We start from the raw sequence: 13,591 nt of genomic DNA on the forward strand, positions 1-13,591 counted from the left end.
GAACGGTATCGTTATTTGTTTGCGCTAAACCCCAATCGACAAAACCGGTTGGGGAAAGCGTATGTCGATCAAGATCATGTTGGCAAGTTCGTTGGCTATGGCAATTCGTAGCGTGCCGCTTATTCCCTTGACGTCTCGTCGCGGCAATCTGGACGCCGTCGTTGCCGCTTCAAGCCATGGCATGGATATGAAGGACGCGCCAATCAATCCGGACTGGATTTTGTCAGGCACGCCACGTGCGCGTGCCGCAGACCATTCCAGAAGTCGTGATCGCGCCTCCAGCACTGCAATGTGGGACTGCACAGCCGGTGAATTTCGCTGGTTTTTCGGTTGGGATGAGACCGTTTATATCCTGGAAGGTGAAGTGCATGTCACGGCTGAAAACGGTGTGGTGAGTGTGTTGCGCAGCGGTGACGTTGCTTATTTCCGCGCCGGAACATGGGCGACATGGCGCGTGGACAACTACGTGCGCAAAGTGGCTTTTATGCGCCGTCCGTTCCCGACAATGCTGGCTCTGGCCTATCGTGTCTGGAACAAGATTTTCTCGGCTCGCTCCTACAGCCTTGCCAGGTAGAGTATCAATAAAACTCATAGATGCCGCATGTTGCAGCAGTTGCCTTTAAAGCCCCTCTATCCTAAATCTGTCGGGCTTTGAGAAAAGGGACTGCGCATGGCAAAAATCAAGAACGTTGCGATCCAGATGGATCATGTAGCCGGCATCAATATTGCCGGGGATTCGACCTTTGCCATGAGCCTTGAAGCGCAGGCCAGAGGCTACCGGCTGTTTCATTACACACCGGACCGTCTCAGCATGCGTGACGGCAAGATTTACGCCACTGTCGAGCAGATGGAACTGCGCGACATCAATGGCGATCACTATTCGCTGTCAGAACCGGAGCGCGTTGATCTGTCGACGATGGATGTCATTCATCTGCGCCAGGATCCGCCCTTCGACATGGCCTATATTACCTCCACGCATCTGCTGGAGCGCATTCACCCCAAAACATTGGTGGTCAATGATCCGGCCTGGGTACGCAACTCGCCTGAAAAGATCTTCGTCACCGAATTTGCAGACCTGATGCCGGCAACGCTGATCACCAAGGACGTGACCGAGATTGCCCGCTTCCGTCAGGAAATGGGCGATATTATTCTGAAGCCGCTCTACGGCAATGGTGGCGCTGGCGTATTCCATTCGACCCGTGACGACCGCAACTTTTCGTCGCTTCTGGAGATGTTCGGCCAGATGTTCCGCGAGCCCTATATCGCCCAGCAGTACCTGCCTGACGTCCGCAAGGGCGACAAGCGTATCCTGCTGGTGGATGGTGAGCCGGTTGGTGCCATCAATCGTGTTCCGGCTGAAAATGATGCCCGCTCCAATATGCATGCCGGTGGTCGCCCCGAGCCGACAGAACTGACGGTGCGTGAAAAGGAAATCTGCGAGCGGATTGGTCCTGCACTACGTGAGCGCGGTTTCCTGTTCGTCGGTATCGATGTGATCGGTGACTACATGACCGAGATCAACGTGACCTCGCCGACCGGCATTCGCGAAGTGAAAAAATTCGGTGGTGCCGACGTGGCAAGCCTGTTGTGGGACGCCATTGAGCGCAAGCGCGAAGCGCAGGGCTGATTGGCTCTGTCTGTCTGGATGTGAAGGAATAGCCATTCCTTTGCATCCATTACAACTCCAACACACCATATACGTGAAATTGTTCACGTAACGTTCTTGTTTTGCAACGTCACTTGTGTCAGGCTGTTTGAAGCGGCCGGACAACGGGCAGATCATGTCTGGCCATGGCCGCTATAATCAGGTCTTCCGCCGGTCTCTTGCCATGAGGCGCCGAACCAGCGGATGCGGTTTACGGGAGCAGGCCATGGTGGCTCGGGTCAATACGGTCGCATTTCAGGGCATCGAAGGTGTGCCCGTTGAAGTTCAGGTGATGGTTGCACCGGGCCGCGTCGGCATACAGATCGTCGGACTGCCGGATAAAGCCGTTGCGGAAAGCCGTGAACGCGTCCAGGCCGCCTTGCATGCGTCCGGGCTTGCGCTCCCCCCAAAGAAGGTCACCGTCAATCTTGCCCCGGCAGATTTGCCAAAAGAGGGCAGTCATTTCGACTTGCCCATTGCGCTTGCCCTCATGGCGGCGCTCGGGGCCATACCTGCTGAAGCGCTGGCCGGTTACGTTGTTTTGGGAGAACTGAACCTTGATGGAACGATTGGTGCGGTAGCCGGCGCACTGCCTGCTGCTATCGGTGCCAATGCCATGGGTAGAGGCCTCATTTGCCCGGCGGACAGCGGCCCGGAAGCCGCATGGGCCGGCGCGGATATTGATATTCTGGCACCGCGCAGCCTGATTGCGCTGGCCAATCATTTTCGCGGTACGCAGCTTTTGTCGCGCCCGCAACCCGCCATCCGTGCGACACCCGCCAACATGCCTGACCTTGCCGACATAAAGGGGCAGGAGAGCGCCAAACGGGCGCTCGAAGTTGTTGCCGCCGGCGGTCATAACATGCTGATGGTTGGACCTCCGGGATCTGGTAAGTCGATGCTGGCTTCCCGACTGCCGTCTATCTTGCCGCCCCTGTCGGCAGCAGAATTGCTGGAGGTCTCGATGGTGCATTCCATTGCAGGCCAGCTTTCTGGCGGAAAACTGTCCGATAGCAGGCCGTTTCGGACGCCGCATCACTCTGCCACCATGGCAGCCCTTGTCGGCGGCGGTTTGCGTGCCAAGCCGGGTGAGGCATCGCTGGCCCATAATGGCGTATTGTTTTTGGATGAGTTCCCGGAGTTTTCACCGCAGGTGCTGGATGCTTTGCGCCAGCCGTTGGAAACCGGCGAATGTATCATAGCGCGTGCCAATCATCGCGTGAGCTATCCGGCGCAAATTCAGCTGGTTGCAGCGATGAACCCCTGCAAATGCGGTATGGCAGGCGAACCTGGCTTCACCTGCGCCAGAGGACCACGCTGCGTTTCCGATTATCAGGCCCGGATTTCCGGTCCACTGATGGACCGTATCGATATCCGCGTCGATGTTCCCGCTGTTTCGGCGGCAGACCTCATCCGCCCAATGGCGGCTGAAAGCAGCGTGGATGTTGCAAGGCGTGTAGCGCGTGCCCGTGAACGTCAGCAGGAACGGTATGCCAGTGCCGGTTTTGCCGAGATCAGGACCAATGCCCGTTGCTCCACCGCCCTTATTGAACGTTTTGCAGAACCGGACGCCGGTGGCTTGCAGCTTCTGCGTGATGCCGCAGAACGCCTGAAATTCTCAGCGCGCGGTTATCACCGTATTCTCAAGGTGGCGCGGACACTTGCCGACCTTGAGGGGCACGACATCGTCAGCCGCATCCATCTGGCTGAAGCCATTTCCTATCGTATTGCTGGAGAAAGGCTCACCGCTGCGGCGTGAGGCTTAAAAACTTGGGTGTAGAATTGGCCCGCCGTGCGCGACAGCATGGCGGGCCTTTTTTTGTGTTAGAGACCGAGACCTTCAAACAATGCTGTCGAAAGATAACGTTCCGCAAAGGACGGAATGATCACGACGATGTTCTTGCCAGCGTTTTCTTCGCGGCTGCCCACCTTGATGGCGGCTGCAAGCGCAGCGCCGGAGGAAATGCCAACCGGAACACCTTCAAGGCGCGCAACGAGGCGTGCCGTTTCAAACGCCTCGTCATTGGTGACGGTGACGATTTCATCATAGATGGTTGTGTCGAGAACGGCGGGAGCAAAACCTGCGCCGATGCCCTGGATCTTGTGTGGGCCGGGGTTGCCTCCGGACAGAACGGGGCTGTCAGCAGGCTCAACCGCAACCACCTTAAAGCCTGGTTTACGTGCCTTCAATACTTGGCCAACACCGGTAATGGTGCCGCCGGTGCCAATACCGGACACGAGAATGTCGGCAGAACCGTTGGTATCGTTCCAGATTTCTTCGGCAGTTGTCTTGCGATGAATCTCAGGGTTGGCTGGGTTTTCAAACTGTTGCGGAATAACGGCGTCAGGCAGTGTTTCTGCCAGTTCCTGCGCCTTTGCAATGGCGCCCTTCATACCCTTCGGGCCTTCGGTCAACACAAGCTCGGCACCCAACAGCACCAGCATCTTGCGACGCTCGACCGACATGGTTTCCGGCATGGTCAGAATAAGCTTGTAACCCTTGGAAGCGGCCGCGAAGGCGAGCGCGATGCCGGTATTGCCGGATGTCGGCTCAACAAGCGTTGTCTTGCCGGGGGTGATCTTGCCCTGTGCTTCAAGGCTTTCGATCAGCGCTACGCCAATACGGTCCTTGACCGAGGAGATCGGGTTAAAGAATTCGAGCTTTGCCAGAAGGTTGGCCTTGACGCCTTTTTCCTTGGCCAGCTTGTCGAGGCGTACGATCGGCGTATCACCAATCGTCTCGGTGATCGACGAATAGATACGTCCGCGTCCGGGCTTTCGGGCTTCTGACATGATAGTCTCCTTTAACATGCAACCGGCAGAAATTACCGCGCAGAATAGGAGCAATCACGGTTTCAGGCTAGCGAACGTTTGTTCTTATGCGAGCCGTTACTTGGAAAATTCTCGTGAAATCTCCACTTTAGTCGAACAAATATTTCAACTGGCGCGGGTGGCAATCATTGCCGCTGTTCCCGCCAGAATACCGGCGGCTGTGCGGTTGAGAATTTGCAATGCGAGGGGTTTCTTCAGCAGAGTGCGCGCCTTGGTGGCAAGCAGGATGTAGGGCAGAAGCACTGCCAACAAAACCACGAATGTAACGGCAATCAGCGTCAGATATTCCGTGATACCGATAACACGAATATCAATTAACGTTGGAACAAGTGCCACGTAAAACAGCATAGTTTTGGGGTTGCCGAGCGTGATCAGAAGACCTGACATGAATGACATGCCGATGCTGGTGGATTTACGCGCTTTCAGGTCGGTCGACAAAAGCCCCGCCGTCCAAAGCTTCCATGCAATATAGATGAGGTAGGCAGCGCCCGCGAATTTCAGCACCAGAAACGCTTCGTGGAAGGTCTGCGCGACAAAGGCCAGTCCAAGAATAACGGCTGTCAGATAGACCATATCTCCCAGAACAAGCCCAAGCCCCATGAAGAAGGTTTCGCGAAAACCGGAGCCCAAAGCACGCGCCACAATGGCAGTCATGCCGGGGCCGGGAATGGCAGCGGCAATGAACAGGGCTGTGGCGTAGGCAAGCAGGGTACCGATTGTCATGGAAGGCTCCGAAAACACATTCTGCTGTGCGGTGTATCCAACTGGCATGAACTTTTCAATCATGACAATTCGGGCGATGCAGACGCGCGCAAACCGATGCGTTTTAAGACCCCTCAGGCAGTCCCAGTTGAACCGAAGCCGCCCGTTCCACGGCTGGTCTCGGAGGTCTCACTGACCTCGGTCACAACAACCTGCGTCACAGGTGCAATCACCATCTGTGCGATGCGCATGCCGCGTTCGATGACGAAGTCTTCCTGCCCGAGATTGGCGAGAATGACTTTGACTTCACCGCGATAATCGCTGTCCACAGTGCCTGGTGAATTGAGGCAGGTGATACCGTTCTTGATCGCAAGACCGGAACGAGGGCGAATTTGCGCTTCAAAGCCAACGGGCACTTCGAAGATGAAACCTGTCGGCACAAGCATGCGCTGACCGGACTTCAGGATAACCGGAGAATCGGCATCCACGGCAGCGCGCAGGTCCATGCCAGCAGCGCCGCTGGTTTCGTAAGATGGCAGTTCCACCCCCTTGCCATTGGCAAGACGGATTAGTTTAAGCTGCGGAGATGAGGACATATCATAAGGCATGGTGCCATTTGCTTTGTCACGGTGGCGCAGGTCAATTGCATATCGCGGCTTGAAACTGTAAAGACGGCGCCAATCAACAGGAATTTCTCAATGGCTGAAACACTCGCCGAGGCGGTATCCCGCCGTCGCACATTCGCGATTATTGCGCACCCGGATGCCGGTAAGACGACGCTGACCGAAAAACTGCTGCTGTTCGGCGGAGCTATCCAGCTGGCCGGTGAAGTGAAGGCGAAGAAGGACCGTATCCAGACCCGTTCGGACTGGATGAAGATAGAGCGCGAGCGCGGCATCTCGGTCGTCACCTCTGTTATGACCTTTGAATATAATGACCGGGTGTTCAACATTCTCGATACACCGGGCCACGAAGACTTTGCGGACGATACCTATCGCACGCTGACGGCAGTGGATGCCGCGATCATGGTTATCGATGCCGCCAAGGGTATCGAGCCGCGGACGCTGAAGCTGTTTGAAGTCTGCCGTATGCGCGACATCCCGATTATCACCTTCATCAACAAGATGGACCGTGAAAGCCGCGACCCATTTGAAATTCTGGATGAGGTGGAAGAAAAACTGGCGCTGGACACCGCGCCTGTAACCTGGCCAGTTGGCCGCGCCAAGACATTCTCCGGTGCATATAATCTGGCCAACAACACGTTCCGTGGTGTCGATACGCAGGTTGAATCTTTGCCGGTTGATGGCCCAAGAGCAGTTGCTGACCGTCTGCCAGAAAATGAGCGTGAAGCCTTTATCGAAGAAACGGAACTGGCGAGAGAAGCTTGCCGCCCATTTGATCGTCAGGCTTTTCTCGAAGGCCACATGACCCCCGTGTTCTTTGGTTCGGCACTGCGCAACTTTGGTGTTCGTGATCTCATCAACGCGCTGGGCGATTTTGCGCCACCACCGCGTGACCAGGTGGCAGACACTCGCACCGTTCATGCGGCGGAAGACAAGATGACGGCTTTCGTGTTCAAGATTCAGGCCAATATGGACCCGAACCACCGCGACCGTATCGCGTTTGCCCGCATCTGCTCCGGCAAGCTGGAGCGCGGCATGAAGGCGCGTCTGGCACGTACCGGCAAGCAGATGGGTCTAACGGCGCCGCAGTTCTTCTTTGCCTCGCAGCGCCAATTGGCTGATACGGCCTTTGCCGGTGACGTGGTGGGCATTCCCAACCACGGCACACTTCGTATCGGCGATACGCTGACCGAGGGTGAAAACCTTGTGTTCCAAGGCGTTCCGAACTTCTCGCCAGAAATTCTGCGTCGCGTGCGACTGGAAGATGCGATGAAGGCCAAGAAGCTGAAAGAAGCACTACAACAGATGGCGGAAGAGGGCGTTGTGCAGCTGTTCTCGCCAGAGGACGGCTCCCCTGCGATCGTCGGTGTGGTCGGTGCGCTGCAGTTGGACGTTTTGAAAGAGCGTCTGATGGGCGAATATGGCCTGCCGGTGTCGTTTGAAATGTCGCGCTTTTCGGTTTGCCGCTGGATTTCCTCGGACCAGCCTGCGGAAATGGACAAGTTCCTCAACGTCAAGCGTGGCGACATCGCCCGCGATCTGGACGGCGATCCGGTATTCCTAGCACAGGATGCATTTTCGCTGCGCTACGAATCTGAGCGTTATCCGGCTATCAAGATGGTTGCCATCAAGGAATATCACGCTGCCAAGGCGGCGTGATAGCCGATCAAAAGCATCCCCGGGATCAATGCCGAGAGCGCCGTGTGTCAAAGATGAACGGCGCTTTCATGCTTTTGAGGGATGTTTTGCACCTTGCGAAAATCGATTCCGATTTTTGTGGCGATGCGCTAGGGTCGGTTGAAACATCAATCGGTTACTTCGCGCATGACACTTTCAGGCAAACACATTCTTCTGGTCATTTCTGGCGGGATCGCGGCTTATAAGAGCCTTGATCTTATTCGCCGCCTGAAAGAGCGTGGCGCAAAGGTAACGCCCGTGATGACCGCAGGTGCGCAGGAATTTGTCACGCCGCTCGCGGTTGGTGCACTGTCAGCCACCCACGTCTTTACCGAGCTTTTTTCACGGCAGGATGAGCAGGATGTCGGCCATATCCGGCTGGCGCGCGATTGCGATCTTGTTCTGGTTGCCCCAGCTACTGCAAATCTGATGGCCAAGATGACACATGGTCTGGCCGATGATTTGGCTTCAACCGTGCTGTTGGCCACCGACAAGCCAATTTTGATCGCTCCGGCCATGAACCCGAAAATGTGGTCGGCCAGTGCAACACAGCGCAACATCGTGACATTGAAAAACGACGGTATTCATTTCATTGGCCCGATGGCTGGTGAAATGGCCGAGAAAGGCGAGGGCGGCACGGGCCGTATGGCCGAGCCGCTGCAGATCGTTGAGGCCGTCGCGGGACTTTTTGATACTGCGCCCAAACCACTGGCCGGTAAAACGGCGATTGTGACCTCAGGTCCGACCCATGAACCGATTGATCCCGTACGTTATATCGCCAACCGGTCCTCTGGCCGGCAGGGCCACGCCATAGCTGCCGCCCTTGCACGCCTGGGTGCCAAAGTGACCCTGGTCTCTGGCCCTGTCACCATTGCCGATCCCGCTGGTGTCAGCACCGTGCATGTCGAGCGGGCCGAGGAAATGCGTGATGCGGTGATTGAGCGTCTGCCAGCCGACATTGCCGTCTTTGTGGCAGCGGTTGCGGACTGGCGGGTGGCCACTGCGTCCGATCAGAAGATCAAGAAACAGCCGGGTGATGCACCACCGGCACTCATGCTGACAGAGAACCCCGATATCCTGAAAACCGTCGGTCATCATGAAAAACGTCCGACTTTGGTCATCGGTTTTGCTGCGGAAACACAGGACGTCGAAAATAATGGCCGCGCCAAGCTGGAACGCAAGGGCGCCGACATGATCATCGCCAATGACGTATCCCCAGAAACCGGTGTGATGGGCGGACTGCGCAATCAGGTAAAGCTGATTTCGAAAGATGGCGTCGAGGCTTGGCCGGATATGGGCAAGGATGAAGTTGCCGACCGTCTCGCAGCGATGATTGCGGAGAAACTGGCATGAGCATTTTTGACCGCAATGGTTTTGATGACCTGTTGTCGAAGTGGCCGGGTGTAACCTTTGTCGACCAGTGGGATTCGCACGTTGCCAAAGTCGGGGGTAAGGTTTTTGCCGTTCTCGGCAACAGCGATAACTGGCGTCTTGTCGTGAAGTGCTCCGAGGAAAGTTTTGAAATCCTCACCTCGCTCGAAGGCATAGGTCAGGCGCCCTATTTCGCCAAACGCAAATGGATATCGATCGCAGAACATTCCCCGCTGAAGCGCGAGGAACTCGAGCATTATGTGCGCCGCTCCTATGACATGGTAGCATCTGGGCTAACCAAGAAGCTGCGCACGGAGCTGGGGATCGCTATCAGCTGATCCGTATTGCGATGTAAACCAGCACCAAAGCAATGATCCAAAGCGCGATACGGCCCCATCGGGTGTGACGCGCTTCTGCCTTGCCGATGGCTTCTGCGGTCTGCGGATCGAAACGCACGCCGTTTTCGCTCATATAGACCAGTTCGCCATGCAGTTTTTCGGTCTTGGCGGCAATTTCCGGAAGGGCCTCGGCCAGCTTTACAGCCGCCTTCATGCCGTCCTTCAAGTCAGTGACGATGCGCTTGGGACCGAGATTGTCGCGTATCCAGCTGCCAACCACCGGATCGGCAGCCTTCCACATGTTGAAGCGTGGGTTGAGAATGCGCGAAACGCCTTCCACTACCACCATCGTTTTTTGCAGCATCACCAGCTCAGGCCGGGTTTCCATGTCGAAAAGCTCGGTAACCTCAAACAGCAGCGTCAGCAACTTGCCCATTGAAATGGTTTCGGCTGGTTGACCGTGGATCGGCTCGCCAATGGCGCGGATGGCCTGCGCAAAGCTCGCAATATCATGATGGCCGGGCACATAACCCGCCTCAAAATGCACCTCGGCGACGCGCATGTAATCGCGGGTAATGAAGCCATAGAGAATTTCGGCGAGGAATCGGCGTTCCTTTTTCCCCAAACGGCCAGCAATGCCCATGTCGACGGCAACGATCATGCCCTTGGCATCGACAAACAGATTGCCGGGATGCATATCGGCGTGGAAAAAGCCATCACGCAGGGTGTGGCGCAGGAATGACTGGATCAGCGTATCGGCCAGCTTGTCGAGATCGTGGCCCGCCACTTTCAGCGCCTCCACGTCAGACATCTTGATGCCGTCGATCCACTCCATGGTCACGACATCACGGCCGGTCCGTTCCCAGTCCACGTCAGGCACGCGGAAACCGGGGTCGTTTTTGGTGTTTTCGGCAATCTCTGAAAGGGCTGCAGCCTCAAGGCGCAGGTCCATCTCGATCTTGGTCGTCTGCTCCAGCGCGCGGGTAACTTCAACCGGACGCAGGCGCCGGGCAGAACGAACGAAACGCTGCTGCAGGTCGGCAATCAGATACATTGCTTCCAGATCGTTCTGGAAGCGCTGTCGCACACCGGGGCGGATGACCTTGACGGCAACCTTGCGCGGTCCCTGTGGCGTATCCACGATGGCCGGATGCACCTGCGCAATTGAAGCGGCGGCAATCGGATCGCCAAACTCGCGGTAAAGCTCGGTCACCGGACGGCCGAGCGATCCCTCGATATTGGCCTTTGCCGCGCTGATCGGGAAAAATGCCATACGGTCCTGAAGACCAGCCAGGTCATCGGCAAATTCGGCACCCACCACATCAGGGCGGGTCGCCAGAAACTGGCCCATCTTGACATAGGACGGCCCGAGCCGTTCCACCGCACGCGCCAGCCTGTCGCTACGCTCGCGACTTTTGGCACGGTTGCGCGCAAAGGGTTTCAGCAGCGCTTTGGCAAATTTTGCCGATGCGGGCAGATCATCGGACGGCAGTGCCAGAAACACGCCCTCACGCACGAGAACCCAGCCGACCCGTGCCAGCCGGAAATATGCACCCGGTAAGCTCATGCAAATGCTCTGTTCTGACGGTAGAAAGTCATTGGATTACAGTTTCCAGCCGGAATGCAGTGCAGCGATGCCGCCGGTATAATTTGTGTAGCTGACGCGCGAGAAACCGGCGGTGCGGATCATCGTCGCGAAATCTTCCTGCTTGGGAAATTTGCGGATGGATTCGACCAGATACTGATAGGGCTCGGCATCACCGGTAATCATCTTGCCGAACTGCGGAATGGCATTGAACGACCACAGATCATAGACCCGGTCGAGCAGCGGCATTTCCACTTCGGAAAATTCCAACACCAGCAGACGGCCGCCACGTTTCAGAACGCGGTGGGCCTCTTTCAGGGCGAAATCGATACGCGGTACGTTACGAATGCCAAATGCAATCGTGTATGCATCAAAGCTGTTGCTTTCCAGTGGCAGCTCTTCGGCATTGGCCTCAACAAACGTCAAATTTTCGGAAAGACCTTTCTTGGCAGCCCGTTCCTGACCGACACCCAGCATGGAGCCATTAATGTCGAGAACCGTGGCATGCGCCAGCCGGTTCGACGCCTCGACGATACGAAACGCAACGTCGCCCGTGCCGCCCGCAACATCCAGCACCTTGTAGGTCGGATCCTTGCGCGGATTGAGCGAGGATACCATCGCATCTTTCCATAGGCGGTGCAGACCGGCAGACATCACATCATTCATGATGTCATATTTCTTGGCGACCTTATGGAAGACCTCGTTGACCATGCCCTGCTTCTGGCCTTCTTCGACCTTGTGAAAGCCGTAAGACGTTTCCATGCCGCCATCTGCGGTGGTGCGGGCCTCGGTCATTGTCTGTCTCCATTCTTTATTGCGCGGCGGACCATAGCGGAAACGCTTTCGCGACGCTATCTGTGGCGGTATCAAATGGCCGCGATATGTGCAGGTGGTCTATAGAGCATAAAGTCGCATCGATAAACAACTGGATGAATGCCATGCCCGAATTGCCAGAGGTAGAAACAGTCAGGCGCGGTCTGGCGCCCACCATGGAAGGCGCGCTGGTTGACGCGGTGGAATTGCGTCGGGCTGATCTTCGGTTTCCGTTCTCGGAAGGTTTTGGCTCTGATCTCGCCGGTCGCAAGATTCTGTCGCTTGGCCGCCGCGCCAAATATCTGCTGATTGATCTGGAGGAAGACCGCACGGTCGTTGCCCATCTTGGTATGTCCGGATCGTTCCGTATCGAGGCGGGGGGCGTTAGCAGTGGCAAGGGTGAACCTGAGACGCCGGGTGGGTTCCATCACCCACGTTCAAAGGATGAAAAGCACGATCATGTGATCTTTCATTTACAAACGGAAAGTGGGCCGCAGCGCGTGATCTATAATGACCCGCGCCGGTTTGGTTTCATGCATCTGATCAATCGGCGCCATATCGATCGCTATCCGGCATTTGAAAGCCTTGGCCCGGAACCCACAGGTAACAGCTTGAGTGCCGATTATCTTGCCAGCCGTTTTGCGGGCCGTAAGCAGCCCTTGAAGACAGTGTTGCTTGACCAGAAGATCATCGCAGGTCTCGGCAATATCTACGTTTGTGAGGCCCTGTGGCGGTCGGGCCTGTCGCCGGAGCGGGCCGCCGGTACGCTGGTGACCAAAGCGGGTGAGGCGAGTGACCGACTGGTTCTGCTGACCCAGAAAATTCGTGACGTGATTGCCGATGCCATCGCCGCAGGAGGATCGTCACTGAAAGACCATATCCAGACGGATGGTACGCTCGGTTATTTCCAGCACTCCTTTTCCGTCTACGACCGGGAAGGGCACGCTTGCCGCACACCCGGTTGCGCGGGTACGGTGACACGCATCACGCAGGCAGGTCGCTCTACTTTTTATTGCGCGGTTTGCCAGACCTGACACGAGCCCTAGGGAGAACGGCCATGGATTATGAAACGTTGCTGGTGGAAAAGCGCGATGAGGTTGGTGTCATCACCCTCAATCGTCCCAAGGCTCTGAACGCGCTGAACTCGACGGTCATGAAAGAGATGCGCCACATTATGCAGTCGTTCACGACAGACGATTCCATCGGCGCCATTGTCATCACCGGATCGGAAAAGGCATTTGCGGCTGGTGCCGACATCAAGGAAATGCAGACGCTCGATTTTGTCGACGCCTATCTGGGCGACTTTATCGGTGGCTGGGACGATGTTGCGGCTACCCGTAAGCCCGTCATTGCCGCCGTATCCGGTTTCGCACTGGGTGGTGGTTGCGAGCTTGCCATGATCTGCGATTTCATCATCGCATCGGAGACGGCAAAGTTTGGCCAGCCCGAAATTACACTGGGCATTATACCCGGCATGGGTGGCTCGCAGCGGTTAACCCGCGCCGTAGGCAAGGCAAAGGCAATGGATCTCATTTTGACGGGCCGTATGATGGACGCTGCAGAGGCTGAGCGTGCTGGCCTTGTGTCCCGCATAGTGGCGCCAGAAAAACTGCTGGACGAGGCTGTGGAGGCCGCCACACGTATAGCCTCCCTGTCGCGTGCCTCCGTTCTTATGGCCAAGGAAAGCGTCAACCGCGCCTTTGAGCTGCCGCTTGCAGAAGGTCTGCGGTTTGAGCGGCGTATGTTCCATTCGCTCTTTGCCACACAGGACCAGAAAGAAGGTATGGCTGCATTCGTGGAGAAGCGGAAACCGGCGTTTCGCAATCGCTGATATTTCGCGCAATGGAGTCGGAATCTCTGGTTTCGTTGAAAATGCGCGTTGACGGGCGCGCGCATTCGAGCTATATGCCCGCCCACGGTAAAGGATAGCCCGTCAGGCTTGTCCAAATAACTCCCGCAATTCTGGAACGTGAGGTCTTTGAAAGACTCTGTCCTGTGGTTGTGG

At 56.5% G+C, this 13,591-nt stretch carries 13 protein-coding genes; 8 read left to right on the forward strand and 5 right to left on the reverse strand.

The features are described from left to right. The first annotated feature begins 61 nt into the window (after positions 1-61). The 3 genes from HGO37_RS11115 to HGO37_RS11125 all read left to right on the forward strand — a co-directional run bounded on the left by HGO37_RS11115 (position 62) and on the right by HGO37_RS11125 (position 3,404). Positions 62-574, forward strand: coding sequence for a cupin domain-containing protein (locus tag HGO37_RS11115; protein ID WP_250983378.1), 513 nt, complete (start codon positions 62-64; stop codon positions 572-574). Between the two features lie 96 nt (positions 575-670). Continuing rightward, positions 671-1,627 (forward strand): glutathione synthase, encoded by a 957-nt coding sequence (gene gshB / locus HGO37_RS11120; RefSeq protein WP_250983379.1) that lies wholly within the window; start codon positions 671-673, stop codon positions 1,625-1,627. 244 nt (positions 1,628-1,871) lie between these two features. Beyond that, positions 1,872-3,404 carry a YifB family Mg chelatase-like AAA ATPase gene (locus HGO37_RS11125; protein WP_250983380.1) on the forward strand — a complete coding sequence of 511 codons (1,533 nt, stop codon included), beginning with the start codon at positions 1,872-1,874 and terminating at the stop codon, positions 3,402-3,404. A gap of 65 nt (positions 3,405-3,469) precedes the next feature. Here the strand turns inward: HGO37_RS11125 and cysK are convergent, their stop codons facing one another. The 3 genes from cysK to dut all read right to left on the reverse strand — a co-directional run bounded on the left by cysK (position 3,470) and on the right by dut (position 5,787). Continuing rightward, the gene (gene cysK / locus HGO37_RS11130) at positions 3,470-4,438 is read right to left on the reverse strand and encodes a cysteine synthase A (protein ID WP_250983381.1); all 969 of its coding nucleotides are present in this window, start codon (positions 4,436-4,438) and stop codon (positions 3,470-3,472) included. Positions 4,439-4,582: 144 nt separating this feature from the next. Next, positions 4,583-5,200 (reverse strand): LysE family translocator, encoded by a 618-nt coding sequence (locus HGO37_RS11135; RefSeq protein WP_250983382.1) that lies wholly within the window; start codon positions 5,198-5,200, stop codon positions 4,583-4,585. A 113-nt stretch (positions 5,201-5,313) separates the two neighbouring features. Then, positions 5,314-5,787 carry a dUTP diphosphatase gene (dut, locus tag HGO37_RS11140; RefSeq protein WP_250983383.1) on the reverse strand — a complete coding sequence of 158 codons (474 nt, stop codon included), beginning with the start codon at positions 5,785-5,787 and terminating at the stop codon, positions 5,314-5,316. A gap of 90 nt (positions 5,788-5,877) precedes the next feature. Between dut and HGO37_RS11145 the strand changes: the two genes are divergently transcribed. From HGO37_RS11145 to HGO37_RS11155, 3 genes are all read left to right on the forward strand, one after another. Next, positions 5,878-7,461: a peptide chain release factor 3 gene (locus HGO37_RS11145; protein ID WP_250983384.1), complete on the forward strand. Its 1,584-nt coding sequence runs from the start codon at positions 5,878-5,880 to the stop codon at positions 7,459-7,461. A gap of 165 nt (positions 7,462-7,626) precedes the next feature. Continuing rightward, on the forward strand, positions 7,627-8,832 hold the full coding sequence (coaBC, locus tag HGO37_RS11150; RefSeq protein ID WP_250983385.1) for a bifunctional phosphopantothenoylcysteine decarboxylase/phosphopantothenate--cysteine ligase CoaBC: 1,206 nt from the start codon (positions 7,627-7,629) through the stop codon (positions 8,830-8,832). Continuing rightward, a complete protein-coding gene (locus HGO37_RS11155) occupies positions 8,829-9,188 on the forward strand; it encodes an MmcQ/YjbR family DNA-binding protein (protein WP_250983386.1) in 360 nt (119 codons plus the stop codon). Before coaBC ends, HGO37_RS11155 begins: the two co-directional genes overlap by 4 nt. Here HGO37_RS11155 and ubiB read toward each other — a convergent pair. Both ubiB and ubiE read right to left on the reverse strand, forming a co-directional pair. Further along, complete coding sequence (gene ubiB / locus HGO37_RS11160; protein ID WP_250983387.1) at positions 9,181-10,755, reverse strand: 2-polyprenylphenol 6-hydroxylase; 1,575 nt, start codon at positions 10,753-10,755, stop codon at positions 9,181-9,183. The two genes, HGO37_RS11155 and ubiB, sit on opposite strands and share 8 nt — an antisense overlap. A gap of 36 nt (positions 10,756-10,791) precedes the next feature. Further along, positions 10,792-11,568: a bifunctional demethylmenaquinone methyltransferase/2-methoxy-6-polyprenyl-1,4-benzoquinol methylase UbiE gene (gene ubiE, locus HGO37_RS11165; RefSeq protein ID WP_192486755.1), complete on the reverse strand. Its 777-nt coding sequence runs from the start codon at positions 11,566-11,568 to the stop codon at positions 10,792-10,794. Positions 11,569-11,711: 143 nt separating this feature from the next. Here ubiE and mutM point away from each other — a divergent pair, with 143 nt between their 5' ends. Next, the gene (gene mutM, locus HGO37_RS11170; protein ID WP_250983388.1) at positions 11,712-12,620 is read left to right on the forward strand and encodes a bifunctional DNA-formamidopyrimidine glycosylase/DNA-(apurinic or apyrimidinic site) lyase; all 909 of its coding nucleotides are present in this window, start codon (positions 11,712-11,714) and stop codon (positions 12,618-12,620) included. A 23-nt stretch (positions 12,621-12,643) separates the two neighbouring features. Next, complete coding sequence (locus tag HGO37_RS11175) at positions 12,644-13,417, forward strand: enoyl-CoA hydratase (protein ID WP_250983389.1); 774 nt, start codon at positions 12,644-12,646, stop codon at positions 13,415-13,417. Positions 13,418-13,591 lie beyond the last annotated feature (174 nt).

This window comes from Rhizobium sp. CG4 (assembly GCF_023701965.1).
GTDB lineage: Bacteria > Pseudomonadota > Alphaproteobacteria > Rhizobiales > Rhizobiaceae > Agrobacterium.